We start from the raw sequence: 16200 nt of genomic DNA on the forward strand, positions 1-16200 counted from the left end.
AAGGCATTCTTTTTTATTGCAAAAACTGCTCCTTTCTCTCATCGTTTCCTCGGATGAAATGTGGTACAATGAGCGAAGAAAAAACTCAGGAGGGATTCTGTGAAAGAATTAAAAGTAAGTGAATTAACCAAAACTTACGGTGAAAAAACACTGTTTGATCAGCTTTCTTTTCTGATACATGAAAAAGATCGGATCGGTTTGATTGGTGTCAATGGCACGGGGAAATCAAGTTTGCTGCGAATCTTAGCAGGTTTGGATCGTGGAGATGGTGATCGCCAAACTGTTTTTGCCAGTCAAGATTATCGAATTGGCTTTTTAGCGCAAGACAATCAGCTACAAGAAGAATTATCCGTTGTAGATGCTGTTTTTCAAGGGACCAGTCCGCTGATCCGCGTTGTTCGCGACTATGAAAAAGCGCTGATTGCTTTAGAAAATAATGGTATGGATCAACAAACGCAGCGCAATTATCAATTGGCAGAAGAAGCGATGAATAAAGCCGATGCTTGGAACACAGATACAACAGCCAAAATTATCCTCCAAAAACTTGGAATCAGTGATTTAAAGAAAAAGGTCAGTGAGTTATCTGGAGGTCAAAAGAAACGAGTGGCTATGGCTCAAGTATTGATCGATGAACCAGACCTGTTGTTATTGGATGAACCGACTAACCACTTAGATTATGATGCGATCCAATGGTTGGAAGGCTATCTTAAAAATTATCGGGGTGCGTTATTGATGGTGACCCACGATCGCTACTTTTTGGATCGAGTCGTTAACCGGATCTTTGAATTGTCCTTTGGCAAACTGCATGAATATCAAGGCAATTACGAGACGTATCTTCATGCTCGAGCAGAACGAGAACGAGTGGAGGAGACGCAAGAAGACAAGCGCAAGCAGTTATACAAACATGAGTTGGCTTGGATTCGCACCGGAGCAAAGGCCCGTACAACGAAACAACAGGCACGGATCGATCGTTTCGATGATTTAAAAGAAAACCTACATCAAGTAAAACGGAACGGCGAAGTGGCCATTGATGTTGCTACGACACGCTTAGGCAAACAAGTCTTAGAGCTAAAAGATGCGAGTTTCCAGATTGAAAACAAAACGATTTTGTCTCACTTTGATTTGTTGATTCAATCAAGAGAACGCTTAGGGATCACAGGAGAAAACGGTGCGGGCAAATCAACGTTGCTCAATATTTTAGCTGGTCACCTGCCTTTAGAAGAAGGGGAGCGTACGATTGGCGTGACTGTGAAAATGGCTTATTATACGCAAACGATTGAAGCGATGAACCCTGATCAGCGAATGATTGCTTATTTGCAAGAAGCAGCCGAGGAAGTGCAAAAAGTGGATGGCTCACAAGTCAGTGTCGCAGAAATGCTGGAACAGTTTTTGTTTCCGCGATCCATGCATGGCACTAAGATCGGCAAGCTATCTGGCGGGGAAAAACGACGCCTATTTTTGCTCAAGCTATTGATTGGGCAGCCAAATGTTCTCTTGTTAGATGAACCGACCAACGATTTGGATATTGATACCCTGACGATTTTGGAAAATTATTTGGAAACATTCCCAGGTGCAGTGATCACTGTTTCCCATGACCGCTACTTTTTAGATAAAGTTGCCCAAAAATTGCTGATCTTCGAAGGAGACGGCAGGATTAAGTCCTACTTTGGTTCCATTAATGAGTACCTAGCAGCCAATACCAATAAAGCTAGTTCAAGTGTACTAGAGCCAAAAGAATCAAAAAACGATTCCCTTTCTGCTGATAGTGAGGAGTCTGCTGCAGCGCCTGTCAAAAAGAAACTGAGTTATATGGAACAAAAAGAGTGGGCGACAATTGAAGATGATATCGCGGCTTTAGAAGAAAAAGCAGCCGCTTTGACTGAAGAGATGAATCATCAAGGAGCTGACTTTACCAAGCTTCAAAAATTACAGCAAGAAATCAGCGAGGTTGAAACGCAACTTGCAGAAAAAATGGATCGTTGGGAATATTTGAGCGAATTTGTGTAAAGTAAAGGAGAGAACGATGGAACAAGCATATTTAGATCTAGGAAGAAAAATATTAGCAGAAGGCAATGATAAAAGTGATCGTACCGGAACGGGAACACGCAGTGTCTTTGGTCACCAAATGCGTTTTGATCTGTCCCAAGGCTTTCCATTGCTGACAACCAAGAGAGTTCCTTTTGGATTGATCAAAAGCGAATTATTGTGGTTTCTAAAAGGAGATACCAACATTCGTTATCTCCTAGAACATAATAACCACATTTGGGATGAATGGGCGTTTGAACGCTATATTAAAAGTGATGCTTACACAGGTCCTGACATGACGGACTTTGGCCGTCGTTCCTTAGTGGATGAAGCTTTCAATGAACAGTACCAACATGAGTTGAAACAGTTTTGTGAAAAAATCTTATCTGATGATTCATTCGCTGAAACCTTCGGCGATTTGGGTCATGTTTATGGGTACCAATGGCGCCATTGGGAAAAAAGTACGGGTGGGTTTATCGATCAAATCAAAGAAGTGATCGAGATGATCAAAACAACGCCAGACTCTCGTCGTTTGATCGTCTCTGCTTGGAATCCAGAAGATGTACCGACGATGGCGTTGCCCCCTTGTCACACGATGTTTCAATTTTATGTTCATGATGGTCGCTTAAGCTGTCAGTTATATCAACGCAGTGCCGATGTCTTTTTAGGCGTTCCCTTTAATATTGCTAGTTATGCGCTATTAACGCACCTGATTGCTCATGAAACTGGACTAGAAGTCGGAGATTTTATCCATACATTAGGTGATGCTCATCTGTACAGTAATCATATAGAACAGATGAAGGAACAGTTGACTCGTTCAGTACGTCCGGCGCCAAGCTTACAGTTAAATCCTGAAAAACAGTCAATCTTTGATTTTGAAATGGAAGATATTACCCTGGCAGGGTATGATCCGCATCCAACAATCAAAGCACCGATCGCAGTTTAAGTGGTTGTTTGGTTTCATTTCATAAAGAAAGGAATGAGGCGTAATGGAAAATACCCACAAACGAGGCTTTGCGGCGACCTTTCATCAGAGACATGCTGGATCGATTCATGCATTGCTCATTGATCAATGCATTGATTTCTTGCATCAGCACTATGATGGAGTTTGGCTATCCGTATCCGAGGAAACAGTGCCGGAGCTAAAAGAAGCCATTCGATCAAATCAGCAGTGCACTGCCATTTTTATACCAGCAAAAGGGGCGGCGGATGCCCGCAGAAGACTTGTTTTTGCTGCACAGCATAATTTACCAATGCTGGATTCATTGCATATTTGTGATTTTGATCGCGTAGTGACTTGGATCGAGACGTATCCAGAAGAACTTGTGGCAATAAGCAAACAGCCGTTACCAGAGAATACGTATTGTATCCTAGGGCGAACTGCAAGGGCGTTTGCGAGTCATCCGCAAACGTGGCAAAGAACGGAGCGCTTGATCAACGAGATCGCAGCTGACTTTTTTCAAATACAAGAAATTGATGTCGCAGCTGGTAGTGCTCTCTTTCCTATCTCCCTGATACCGACCTTACTGAAAAACAACAACGCGCGTTTAAACGATGGGGAATGGCCGAGAAATGTCCAAAGAAGCGGCGGCACAATTGTTTACCAAGCCTGTGATGGCTTGCGCTTTGATGAGCGCAACAAAGATTCATTTGAGCATGAATCAGCTTTTCAGCTGATGCAGCGGCTGCAGGTTGCTGCTACTATTTCGGAATCATTTTATACAGAAGGGATGTAATTTTTATGTTGATCGCACTTTGGGCACAAGATCAAAAGGGTTTGATCGGAGCGGATGGCACACTGCCGTGGCATTTGCCGAATGATTTGAAATTTTTTAAAGAGCAAACCATCAATAATACGATTATAATGGGGCGCAAAACCTTTGAAGGCATGGGAAAAAGATTACTGCCGCAGCGTACGACGATCGTTTTGACAAGTGATCCACACTATCAAGCCAACGGCGCGTTAGTGATGCATGACCGAGAGGAAATCTTAGCGTATGTGAAGCAACAAGAGCATCCCGTTTTTTTAACTGGTGGAGCGGGTGTTTTTGAAGCGATGATTGACGATTGCGATCAATTGTACCGTACAGTGATCGCTGCGGAATTTAACGGAGATGTGTATTTCCCAGAGATTGATTGGGCGCAATGGAAACTTGATCATGTGATCGATGGGATCGTCGATGAAAAGAACCGTTATCCCCATCAATTTGAATTTTATCATAGAAAATAAAAGAACAGGAAGCTTTCTGCAGCGAAAGTTTCCTGTTCTTTGTTTGTAAGCAATGCTTCATTTTTAGGTATACAACAAGACGGAGAAGTACATCAGTCCAGCACCTAACATAACGAATAAGTGCCAAACCACATGCATGAATCGAACGGATTTTAAACTATAGAATAGCGCACCTACAGTATAAGAAACACCACCGCTTGCTAGTAAAAATGTTCCCCAGTAGCCTAAATGTTCGATCAGAGGTTTAAAGGCGACGACACATAGCCAGCCCATGATGATGTAGATCAGGGTGGAGATTTTTGAGACAGTCTCTTTTTTATGAAGAGTCAGTGACTTATAAACGATGCCGCTAATTGCTAGTAGCCAAATCAAGACAAAGAGTGACCAGCCAAGCCAGCCTTGGATACTAAGCAAGCAAAAAGGTGTATAGCTTCCGGCGATCAGCAAGAAAATGGAGGCATGATCAAAGACTTGGAAGACCTTTTTTGCTTTGGTAAAAATCAAACTGTGAAATAAGGTAGAAAAGAGGAAGAGCAAAATCATCATCGACCCATAAATGGCATAGGAAACGATATGGATAGGTGACCCTAGATTTGCCCCCTTGATTAAGAGGATGACCAGTCCTGCGATACTCAGTCCTAATCCGATCCCGTGGGTTACTGCATTTAATACTTCATTGACGATCAAATATCTGCGACTAAACTTCATGTGCTGCATTCGGCACCGTCCTTTCGAATCGAAATTAGATGAAAAAAAATTTTCTCTCTGTTATACTTAGTATAAATGGTCTGTGGTTATTTTACCACGAAAAAAGACTTGATTTAAAGAGAGAGTGAATATATGATGGCAAATCTTAAAATTGTGACAGATTCTTCCAGTACGATGGAACCAAGTGTCCGTGATGCTTTGGCTATCCATGTCGTGCCTTTATCTGTAATGATCGATGGTGTCGTTTATCCAGATGATGAAACGCTGCCGGGAGAAAAATTTATGCAAATGATGGCGCAAGCCAAAGAATTACCTAAAACTAGCCAGCCGCCAATCGGTCATTTTGTAGAACTATATGATGAATTAGGCAAAGATGGCAGTGAAATACTATCGATTCATATGACCAAAGGGCTTAGCGGAACCGTGGAAGCGGCTCGTCAAGCCAGTCATTTATCAAAAGCCAAAGTCACCGTGATCGATAGTGACACGACAGACCAAGCGTTGGCTTTTCAAGTGATTCGGGCAGCAGAATTGGCTAAAGCCGGTAAGACACTAGAAGAAGTTTTACCAGAGGTGGATTTGGTGCGTGAGCATACGAAATTATTTATCGGCGTTTCAACGTTAGAAAACTTAGTAAAAGGCGGTCGTATCAGTCGTGCCAAAGGTCTTTTATCGAGTTTGCTGAACATGAAAGTGATTATGGATTTTGATCATTCAGAACTGATTCCAGTCGTCAAAGGACGTGGTGTCAAGACCTTCAATAAATGGTTTGAAGAGTTAAAAGCTGAACTGAAGAGTATGCCTAAAGTGACGAAAATTGGTATTTCTCATGCTGAAGGGTTAGAAATCACAGAACGTTTCCAAAAGGAATTAGCGGAACTATTCCCCGAGTTGGATATCCCCTTGTTGCACACGACACCGATCATCGCCACTCACACAGGTAAAGGTGCCTTTGCGATTACTTATAGTACGGAATAAAAAAGCATGTTTTCTTTCAGCGATTCGTTTAATGACGAATCGCTTTTTGGCGTATGACAAGCTGTCAGGAAGAAAAAACAAAAAAAGAAGCTGCCTTTGCTTGTCGACTCTTTGGCAGGTAGCTGTTTTCTTTCTTAAGTTTGAAGGATTGCGACTAGGAATTTTATGAGAATTTTGTTAAAATAGCAAAGATTACAAAGGAGTTTGAATACCTGTGAAATGGAAGAAATTAGTAACTTATCTACTCGTTGTGGGATTGATAGCTATTGGAACTAGCTTACTGTTTCATTTTACTGTTCCCAAAGCCCAACCATTGCTGACCCCTGTGGACAAGCTAGCAGCCAATGATTCGAAAAAATCCGCCATTGAATATCTCGCTCTTGGGGATTCCTTGACAGAAGGGGTTGGTGATGAAACAGCTCGTGGTGGCTTTGTGCCAATTTTGGCTGGGGATCTAGAGGATCGCTATGATTTGAGCAATTTGGTAACTAAAAATTATGGGGTCGCTGGTGAAAGAAGCGATCAGATTTTAAAGCGAGTGAAAAACGATGAAGACTTACGCCAAGATCTTAGTCAAGCGGATTTGATTACCTTGACTGTCGGCGGTAACGACGTACTAAAAGTGATTCAGAGCAATTTCTTCGGCTTGAGCATTGAGACGTTTACGGAACCGATGGAAGATTACCAGGAACGTTTAAAAGACTTATTTGCTCAAATCCGCGATTTGAATAGTGATGCACCAATCTATGTCTTGGGCATCTACAATCCATTTTATCTGAATTTCCCAGAAATCACGGATATGCAGACGATCATTGATAACTGGAATAAACAAACGGAAACGTTCGTCAATCAGCAAGACAATGCCTTTTTTATTCCTATCAACGATTTGCTCTATAAAGGGTTAAGTGATGAGGTCGGTATTGCTGATACAGAAGAAGGAGAATCAGAGAAAACTGCCGAATCATCGGACACAGAACGCTTATCTGATTCATCGACGACAGCTTCGGACGAATCACAAAGCAGTACTTCAACGACAACTGACTCATCGCAAACTGTCGGGAATAATATCACAAACAATGTTTTGTATGAAGGCGATCGCTTCCATCCCAATAATCTTGGGTATCAACTGATGGCGAATGCCGTTCGCGATGAAGTGATCAAAACGCAAAATTATTGGTTGCTAGAGGAGGAAGCAAAATGAAACCAAGCGAATCAACGAAGCAGCCGGAAAAAACAGCTGCAACGAAAAAAAAATCGATCAACTACTGGAAAATTGCTTTTCTAGTGTTGGTCGGTATCCTTTTAGGCACAACGGTTTTCTTTGCTTCAAGAATTTTTCAACAGCGAGAAACCGGCTTAAATGAAAGTGCTGAACTTGTTCAACGGGAGGGCAGTCCTGTTCTGACCGTTAACAGCAACAAGAGCCAGGTCAACCAATTGATTGATTTTTATCTGTCAGATTTTCAAAAAGATCAAGAGGTCAAGTATAATTTTGAGCTAAGAAATGAGGCATTGTTGACGGGAGAGTTTCAAGTATTAGGATTTCCTATCACCTTCTATCTCTATTTTGATCCTTACGTGACCGAAGAAGGTAACGTTCAATTGAAAGCCAAAAGCTTATCAATCGGCACCTTGGATCTGCCCACCAGTGAAGTAATGAAAATGATCAAACGTAGTTTTAAATTTCCTGACTGGATCGATGTCAATGCCGATGAACAAATCATTTTGATACGTTTGGATCAATTCCGTATGCAAAATGGCTTGTTTATCAAAGCCAACAAAATCAATCTTGTGGATGATGAAATTCAAATGAGTTTATATTTACCAGCTGAAACGGAGGATGAATAATGGAACGAGCAATTTTTGCCGGTGGGTGCTTTTGGTGTATGATCCAACCCTTTGATGAATTAGAAGGGGTGCATTCAATTTTTTCCGGCTATACCGCAGGACATACCGAAAATCCAACCTATGAAGAAGTCAAAAGCCATCAAACAGGGCATACTGAAGCAGTGGAAATCATTTTTGATCCTGAAAAAATCAGTTATGAAGACCTTTTGACGATCTATTGGCAGCAAACGGATCCGACAGATGCTTTTGGTCAATTTGAAGATCGCGGCGACAATTATCGTCCGGCTATCTTCTATTTTAATGAAGAGCAGCGGAAAAAAGCCGAAGCCAGCAAAGAGGCGCTTCAGGCTTCCGGTCGATTTACCGATCCGATCGTGACCACGATCGAACCAGCCCAACCTTTTTATTTAGCGGAAGAAGAGCACCAAGAGTATTACAAAAAGAATCCTGAGAATTTTGCTCGCAATCATGCCCGTAGAGCAGCCTTTTTAGAAAATCATTGGGAGCAAGAACATGCGTAAAAGTTTTTATACCTATTTAATGGCAGTCAAAGGACCGAGTCATACAGATGAGGCCCAGATCTTTGCTACTCATGCAAGTCATGATATCCAGTTTCCGAAGCACAGCGATGACTATGATGAAGTCTCTTCTTATCTGGAACTAAATGTTGATTATTTGCCATCCATGGATATTTTTGATCGTATCTGGGCAGAGTATCTCGAAAATAACAAATAAAAAAACTATCCTTCGTTTTGTATGGTTGCATAAAATCCGCAGAACGGAGCTGTTTTTTCTCAGAGAGGTGTTGTGAATGAAAGGTTTAACGACGAGCCGATATATCGTTTCTCTCGTTTGTGTCGCAATTTTGTCAGGAGGCGGTGTCTATTTATGGCAAACGGCTCAGCAAAATCAGCAGACGACGCAACCGGTGACAGAAACGACCACAGAAGCCAGCGGAATGGAGAAAATCCAGTCGCTATATGACCAAATCCTTGCGAATTATTACCAAGAAGTTGATGAGGATGCCTTGATAGAAGGTGCCCTTCAAGGGATGACTGATGCGCTAGATGATCCTTATACGACGTATTTGAACCAATCAGATGCGGATAACTTAGAACAATCACTTTCTGGAAGTTTTGAAGGGATTGGTGCTACCTTGTCAATCGTTGAAGACTATCCAGAAGTCGCACAAGCGCCGATAAAAAATACGCCTGCTGAAAAAAGTGGTCTGCGGATCAATGACCGAATCGTCAAGGTAGACGGTGAAGATACGCAAGGACAGGAATTATCTGAAGTTGTGGGAAAGATTCGTGGTGAAAAAGGGACGAAAGTCACCTTAACGATTCAACGTGATCAGGACACCTTTGATGTGGAGATCACTCGTGATGTGATCCCAATCGAAACAGTCCATGGAGAAATTGCTGAAAATAATGACACAATCGGTCGTATCGATATTACCTCCTTTGGTGAAAACACAGCAGCTGAGTTGAAAGAAACCATCACCGAACTGCGAGAAGCCGGCGCAAAGTCGTTTGTTTTGGATTTAAGACAAAATCCTGGCGGATTGCTGGACCAAGTACAGATCATGGCAAGTATGTTTTTAGAAAACGGCCAAACGATCGTGAAGTTTGCCAACAATCAAGGGGTGGTCAGTGAGACCAAAGCGAGCGAAGCATTGGATGAAGGATTCAAAGTCACAGAGCCGGTCGTTGTTTTAGTCGACGGCGGCAGTGCCTCTGCATCGGAGATTTTTGCCGCAGCCTTGCAAGAATCAGCGGATATCCCAGTTGTTGGTACAGAAACCTTCGGCAAGGGAACCGTTCAGAACGTGAAGGATCTGGGGGATAATAGTGAATTAAAAATGACGGTCATGAAATGGCTGACACCGGATGAAAATTGGGTCAATGATCAAGGTGTGATGCCGGATTATGAAGAGGACTATCCAGAGTATGCGTATTTCCCGCCATTACCACGGGACAATGCCTTAAAAGCTGGACAATCATCAACGGCAGTCAATAATCTAAATCAATTTCTTAAAGCGTTAGGGTATGCCACTAGTGGTGATACCTTCAACGATGGGACGACAGCAGCAGTGAAGACTTTCCAAGAGGCTCATGATTTAAAAGTGACTGGGGAAGTCGATGCAGACACTGCCCAAGCGATCGAAAAAGAAGTAACGGAGAAACTCAAAGCAGAGGACCCAGCATATTTAAAAGCACTGTCCTTGCTTTCTGAAGAATAAACTAAGTGAAAAATTGGAGAGGAGGCAGACGTGTGGAGGCGAAAAAACTCTGGGTTGATCGTTTTTGGCTAGTAGTGAAATATGCGTTGATCGCTTTTGCAACAGCATTCTTGATTCGGGCATTCTTGTTGATCCCAGTTCCTGTTGAAGGAAATTCGATGGAAGGAACCTTAAAACAAGGAGACATGGTGGTCATTGAGAAGATTTCGCCCATCCAACGTTTTGATGTCGTTGTTTTCCAGTTGCCGGATGGTTCGACCTATATCAAGCGGGTGATTGGCTTACCGGGTGAGTCAGTAAAATATGTCAATGATCAGCTTTACATTGATGATGAACCGGTAGATGAAGATTTTCTAGTGAAGAACCGCAGCAATGATCACGAGTCTGTCTCTTACACCAATGACTTTGATTTGGAATCTTTATTAGGTGTTGAGAAGTTAGGGAAAGATAGTTACTTTGTCATTGGAGACAATCGACGTGCCTCCAAAGATAGCCGTTCCTTTGGACCAATATCAGGAGAGGCCATTTTAGGCAATGCTCGTTTTGTTTATTATCCATTGACTCATATTCGATTGATTTAGTTTGTGTAAAATCAATAAATAATTAAATAATGAATCCCCCCCTTGGAATTATCCGTTGATTCCAAGGGGGGATTTTGTCTAGCTTTTTATTCTTTTTCCAAAGGGAAATGGTTAGCATCGAAAGAAGCGTTTGCTTAGTCACTAATTGCTGTTAATTTTTTTATTTTTTCATTAAAAGCATTCGATAGTTTCTGACATAAATTCGTTTCAAAATCACGATAGCGACAAAAATCAATGATTGCCGAGTTTTCTTCGGTTGTAAAAGGGGGTAAAAGCTGTGGTGAGCTCAAAATATAAAAGTCAAAAGGTTCTTCAGTTGGCAGCGTGATCCGTTCAATTTCAACGTAGGGCAACCGTTCACATATATTAAAAACTTCCATGGAAACCAAGTAGTTAGATACATAGACAAAAGCAACTTTAAGTTTATATTTTTGTTCCTTTTCAATGTAAATGGGATAAAGCAAACAGGCTTGATAAAAAGCAAGATCGGTATAACAGGTTTTTAACCACTCATAACCTTTACGATTTGCTATTTTACGCCAAAAACTTTGAATGGTATTTGTCAAAATCGTATGTAATGGGTATTTATCCTTAATGACATTTGCTTCGAAAAAATTTGAAAGGGGGACTTTTTGCTTAAATATACAGAACTTCAGCAACGTAAGATATGTATTCATATAAAGGAACGACTGATGGTCGAAGTCAAAATCACAGAGAAATTTTTGGCAATGTTCTTCAAACTCAGTCATCAGCTCTTTTAATTCTAGCTTTTCGTGATTGTAACAATCCGCTACAATCGGAAGACGCACATCTTTGGCAGAAGTCAGCATCGGCCAGTAATAAAAAAGAAAGAACAAAGAATTGATCTCAAGAATGTCTATTGCTGAATCAATGATCATAAAGAAAGCAGAGAAGAAATCAAGCTTTTCACCACTGGGGATAAATGATCGGTTCGTTAACTGATAAAGATTTGTCTTGTGACCATCCTTTAAACGAAACAGACAAATCTTGCAATGAAGTAAGGCTTCTTTTTTGCCAATTTCATACTTGCTTTTGTATTTCGTTCCTTCATAGGTAACAAAAAGCTCTTCGATCTCTTGGTCAAAGGCCCTCACCAAACTATCCCCTAAAGAAATGTGCCAGATAAAATTAAACAATAAGATGCGAATCACCATCTCTGAACCGATAAGCGTCATGGCGGATTGATTTAAGGTTACGTTGAATTCCTTTAAATGATCCTGAAGCTTTTTCGTTTGTCGGAAACAAGTCGAACGACTGATATAGTTTCTTTGGCAAAATGCCAGCAAACTTTCATCTTGGTTGGTCAAGATACTTAACAACATTTTATAAGAAATACTTTCTTGGGCTAAAAACTGCTGATATTGATTGTATTCAATCAAATTTTTAGGGAGACTAAGGGTGTTTTTATGTAATGAAAGATTTACTGGGGAGAGGTTTTGCAGGTCCTCTTGGATCGAGGAAAGTAAACTTTTCAATCTCGTTGCACTTAAATGGGTCAGATTTTTCACGAACTCTATGTTGTATTCACCCGGAGCAATTGATAGTAGTTTTCCGTAGAGTCCGATTTTGTCTAATGCTCGGGTATCTAAGAGTATTTTTTCAATCAAATGATCACCTTCTTATTTTATTAATAACTTATTTATATTACTGTGTAAAGACACGTCTCAAAACTTTTGCTTTTTTTTAGAAAAACTGAGACAAATTTTTGCCAGAGCTGTCTCATAAAGAACAAAAATAGAAATCGCATGTGAAAAACGCTAGTTTTTTTTAGTTATTAAATAACGTTGGTTAATTGGTTCCGCTTTGAAATAAAAAAACTTTTTTATTTATGAATAACTACAGATGCGTAAATTTTTCCTGTTTTTCAGAAAATAAAAAAAAGAGGTGTCTTTCGCTTCTTTCTTGTATCATCAGCTTGTAATTTTTGATTCTTTGAAAGGAGGTCTTTTTATGTTTTTGACAAAGAGACACCACTGGTTCTCTTTCATTTTCTGTATGTTAGGGGGGATATTATTTTTCATTTATTCGAGTTTGCAAACAAATGGGACAGCAAGTGCACAAGAAGAAAATACGATCGCTATTACCGAAACGGAGCAGATCAAGCTGACAGGTCAACGGGAGGGCAATCAATTTACTTTACGATATCAGCTATCACAAAAAAACAAACAGCAACGCATCTGGCTACAATTATATGCACTTGATGAAACAAAAGAACAACCGCTAACGAAAACGAACAACAAAGAGGTGGTTTTTATTGAGGATGAATCCGCGCAGTCTTGGCTAACAACACAAGACTTCTTGCAAACACCCTGTGAACAAGAAGTAACGTTTCAACTACCTAGTGAAACAAAAAAACTGAAGTTGGCGATTCAGATTGAAGAATATGATCACGAAAATCAAGAATCGCACAAATTGGCGTCTTTGGATGAATTGATAGTTGACATTCCGCTTGCGACAGAATCTGCTTCCTCAGATAGGGTGGAAGTCAGCTCAACTGATTCACAAGCTGCAGAAACCGGCACGGAGTCAACTTCGGAACAAGTGTCGAATGAAGACTCAAAAGGTGTTTCGAATGAAGAAACGCAGGAAGAGACAAAGGAAACAGGAACAACGACAAGTTCTTCTGAAGACGAAACACTCATTGAACCGTTTAAACAAGAACGTCTTTATCAAAAAACGACCGTTTCACAGGCTTTTGCTTCGATTGAACCAGATTATACGACAGACCAAAGCGGGACGTATCCTTCGGCTAATTGGACAATTGATGAAAAGAGCAATGTCTTAAATCATCAGGGGAACAAAGATGCAGGCGAAACCTGGGATGGCGTAGCTACATGGAATGGTGATCCAGAAAATTTGATCAACTCGTATATTGAGTATGGTGGTGTGGGAGATGAAGCGGATTTTGCTTTACGGAAATTTGCAAAAGAGACGAATACTCCAGGACTGTTTGATGTCTACCTAAATGTACGAGGGAATGTTCAACGCCAAATTGATCCGATCGATGTTGTGTTGGTAGTGGATTGGTCAGGGAGTATGAATGAGATGGGACGCATCACTGAAGTAAAAAAAGGTGTGGATCGCTTTTTGAATCAAATTGAAGGAAGCGGCATTCAAGACAGTGTTTACATGGGCTATGTCGGTTATTCCAGTGATGGTAACAATTACCAAAACAAAACCTGCCAGTTAGGAAAATTTTCTGAAGTCAAAGAGACGATCCGAACGATGACGCCAGAAACAGCAGCTGGGGGGACCTTTACCCAAAGAGGGCTGCGCCAAGCTGGGGATATGCTATCAACGCAAAATGGACATAAGAAAGTCATCGTTTTGCTAACAGATGGCGTGCCGACCTACAGTTATCATGTGTCCAAAGTGCATACACAAGCAGATGGTAGTTATTATGGAACCGCCTTTTCTCTTTCTCAAGACCAGCCGATGAATACTTCACATCTCTACAACGGGTATTTTGCATCTGATCAGTACGGTAACTCTAAATGGATCAACAATACGTTTGTCGCCACGATCGGTGAGGCGATGGCGTTAAAAGAGCGCGGGATTGAGATTCACGGATTGGGGATTCAACTGCAAGGGGATCAAACAGCTGGGTATACAAAGGCCGATGTTGAGAACAAAATGAGACAGATGGTTTCTGCTGATGAAGAGGGGCATCTTTATTATGAGTCAGCCAATGAAGCAGCGGATATTGCCGACTATCTCGAGAAAAAAGCCCTTCATATTTCGGCGACAGTCACTGATGGAGAGATTACTGACCCCATTTCGCAGCCATTTTTATACGAAGAAAATAGCTTGTCCATCAAAAGTGTCGGTTCTGCTGCTCTAACGGTGCAGCCTGAGGTCACGATATCTGACAATACACTCAATGCTTCTGGTCTTTATTTAGGCGAAGGACAGGAACTGCAAATTCATTATCAAGTGCGGATTCAAACGGAAGCAGCGGATTTTAAACCAGATACTTGGTATCAAATGAATGGAGAAACGGTGTTTTATCCGAATCATCAGTCCGATCAAAAGGCATTGTTTGGTGTGCCTTCTGCCAAAGCACCTGGGAAAGAGTTGACGATCAAAAAAGTCTGGGAGGAATACGATGGCGATACGTCAAGTCGCCCAGAATCTGTCTATTTTGAAATAAGCAGAAGCCCAGTTACTAGCAAGGAGAGCTGGCAAACAGGATATCTCAAACTTACTGAGACCGATGCACAAGATCAGACAAGTTGGGAACGAAGCAAGGTTTCCGCGGTTTCTGAAAAGGATGGAACGGATTACGAAGAAACCCGTCTACTGCCGCTTTATAACAATCAAGGAGAAACGTTTAATTATCAAGTCATAAATGAACTGGCAGTATCAGGCTACGAGTCGACAAGAGTGGACGTTTCTACATGGAAAAACACAAAGACGTTTGTGCCCCTCGCATTAAATCTGATCAAAAAATCCGCTGTAGGAGAGGTGAAGCTGACAGGTGCTGTTTTTGAATTGACGGGCGCTGGAAAGACAGTAACCCTTGTGGATCAAGGGGATGGAACGTACGGGCTGCCAGCAGATACTACGTTGCAAAAAAGTCAGACGTATCGTTTAAAGGAAGTCACTGCACCGGCGGGACATCATTTGGCTAAGCAAACAGAGTGGCTGATCCATATTGATGAGCAAGGGCATGCGACGATTGATGGACAACCTGTCACACTGGTCGAGCATACGATTATCCTGGAGATTACCAATCCGTTTACAGAAATTCCAGTCGCTATTCGAAAATATACGTTGCAAAATGAGCAGCAAGTATTGTTAGCAGGCGCTGTCTTTTCTCTGCAACAAAAAACAGCAGGAGGGGATTATCAAGAAATCGCCTCAGAAACGTCGGATGATGTTGGGATGGCTGAATTTACGATCCTTGAGCCTGGCGCTTATCGTATCTCAGAAACAGCCGGTCCGCTCGGATATGATACGGTTGCCGGTGACTATGAATTTGTCGTTGGTACAGACGGAAAAATCCAGTATCAAGGGGAAAATGTCGACGGGGATGCCAACTGTTGGACCCTTACCCATGGCAATCAGTTAAAACCTTTTGATTTGGTGGTCAATAAACAGGATGAACTGGGACAAGCACTTGAGGGGGCAAAATTCCGGCTAAGTGGAAACGGACGGACTGTCGAACTGCCTGAAAACGGAGAAGCACTAGCGGTATTTCACTTCCAAGATCTCACACCCGGCAGCTATACCTTGGAAGAAACTGGTACACCCGCAGGCTATGCAGGTTTAACAGCACCTGTCCAAATCAAGATTGAAGAGGATGGTCAGGTCTTTATCGATGAAGAACGACTACCGAATCTTCTTGTTTCTGGAGAAAAGAACAATCAAATAGAATTGATCGTAACCAATCAAGTGAAAGTGTCTCTTCCTGAAACCGGAGGGAATTGGCATGGATGGATGGTCATTCTTTCAGCAAGTCTGCTAGTCCTTTTAGCTGGTAGCTATTTGCACGTTAAGCGCAAAGATAAGCCTTCATTAAAGTAATTTTTCAATAAGCGAATGAAAAACGAAAAAAAATTTAGAAG

14 protein-coding genes are annotated in these 16200 nt (G+C 41.6%); 12 read left to right on the forward strand and 2 right to left on the reverse strand.

Going from position 1 to position 16200, the window contains the following annotated elements; all coding sequences use genetic code 11:
* Positions 1–99 precede the first annotated feature (99 nt).
* From IGK85_RS05775 to IGK85_RS05790, 4 genes are read left to right on the forward strand one after another with little or no spacing between them, the layout of a single operon-like run.
* Positions 100–2007, forward strand: a complete 1908-nt coding sequence (locus IGK85_RS05775; protein ID WP_008379629.1) for an ABC-F family ATP-binding cassette domain-containing protein — start codon at positions 100–102, stop codon at positions 2005–2007.
* Positions 2008–2023: 16 nt separating this feature from the next.
* Entirely contained in the window at positions 2024–2971 is a 948-nt protein-coding gene (locus IGK85_RS05780; protein WP_008379632.1) for a thymidylate synthase, read from the forward strand.
* A 43-nt stretch (positions 2972–3014) separates the two neighbouring features.
* Entirely contained in the window at positions 3015–3761 is a 747-nt protein-coding gene (locus tag IGK85_RS05785) for a hypothetical protein (RefSeq protein ID WP_008379634.1), read from the forward strand.
* Between the two features lie 5 nt (positions 3762–3766).
* Positions 3767–4255 carry a dihydrofolate reductase gene (locus IGK85_RS05790; RefSeq protein ID WP_008379636.1) on the forward strand — a complete coding sequence of 163 codons (489 nt, stop codon included), beginning with the start codon at positions 3767–3769 and terminating at the stop codon, positions 4253–4255.
* A 63-nt stretch (positions 4256–4318) separates the two neighbouring features.
* Here the strand turns inward: IGK85_RS05790 and trhA are convergent, their stop codons facing one another.
* Positions 4319–4972, reverse strand: a complete 654-nt coding sequence (gene trhA, locus IGK85_RS05795; RefSeq protein ID WP_005236874.1) for a PAQR family membrane homeostasis protein TrhA — start codon at positions 4970–4972, stop codon at positions 4319–4321.
* 126 nt (positions 4973–5098) lie between these two features.
* Here trhA and IGK85_RS05800 point away from each other — a divergent pair, with 126 nt between their 5' ends.
* From IGK85_RS05800 to lepB, 7 genes are all read left to right on the forward strand, one after another.
* Complete coding sequence (locus tag IGK85_RS05800; RefSeq protein WP_034872242.1) at positions 5099–5941, forward strand: DegV family protein; 843 nt, start codon at positions 5099–5101, stop codon at positions 5939–5941.
* Positions 5942–6155: 214 nt separating this feature from the next.
* Positions 6156–7142 (forward strand): SGNH/GDSL hydrolase family protein, encoded by a 987-nt coding sequence (locus tag IGK85_RS05805; protein WP_008379640.1) that lies wholly within the window; start codon positions 6156–6158, stop codon positions 7140–7142.
* Complete coding sequence (locus IGK85_RS05810; protein ID WP_005236869.1) at positions 7139–7789, forward strand: YpmS family protein; 651 nt, start codon at positions 7139–7141, stop codon at positions 7787–7789. The genes IGK85_RS05805 and IGK85_RS05810 overlap by 4 nt, the downstream gene beginning before the upstream one ends.
* Complete coding sequence (gene msrA / locus IGK85_RS05815) at positions 7789–8310, forward strand: peptide-methionine (S)-S-oxide reductase MsrA (RefSeq protein WP_008379644.1); 522 nt, start codon at positions 7789–7791, stop codon at positions 8308–8310. Before IGK85_RS05810 ends, msrA begins: the two co-directional genes overlap by 1 nt.
* Positions 8303–8524, forward strand: coding sequence for a YozE family protein (locus IGK85_RS05820; RefSeq protein WP_005236867.1), 222 nt, complete (start codon positions 8303–8305; stop codon positions 8522–8524). Before msrA ends, IGK85_RS05820 begins: the two co-directional genes overlap by 8 nt.
* 76 nt (positions 8525–8600) lie before the next feature.
* Complete coding sequence (locus tag IGK85_RS05825; RefSeq protein ID WP_008379646.1) at positions 8601–10031, forward strand: S41 family peptidase; 1431 nt, start codon at positions 8601–8603, stop codon at positions 10029–10031.
* 32 nt (positions 10032–10063) lie between these two features.
* The gene (gene lepB / locus IGK85_RS05830) at positions 10064–10612 is read left to right on the forward strand and encodes a signal peptidase I (RefSeq protein WP_008379649.1); all 549 of its coding nucleotides are present in this window, start codon (positions 10064–10066) and stop codon (positions 10610–10612) included.
* A gap of 134 nt (positions 10613–10746) precedes the next feature.
* Here lepB and IGK85_RS05835 read toward each other — a convergent pair whose 3' ends face one another.
* Complete coding sequence (locus IGK85_RS05835) at positions 10747–12240, reverse strand: helix-turn-helix domain-containing protein (RefSeq protein WP_008379651.1); 1494 nt, start codon at positions 12238–12240, stop codon at positions 10747–10749.
* Between the two features lie 343 nt (positions 12241–12583).
* Between IGK85_RS05835 and IGK85_RS05840 the strand changes: the two genes are divergently transcribed.
* Entirely contained in the window at positions 12584–16159 is a 3576-nt protein-coding gene (locus IGK85_RS05840) for a SpaA isopeptide-forming pilin-related protein (protein WP_429972191.1), read from the forward strand.
* Positions 16160–16200 lie beyond the last annotated feature (41 nt).

The organism is Enterococcus sp. AZ015 (assembly GCF_050499225.1).
Classification (GTDB): Bacteria; Bacillota; Bacilli; order Lactobacillales; family Enterococcaceae; genus Enterococcus_D; species Enterococcus_D entomosocium.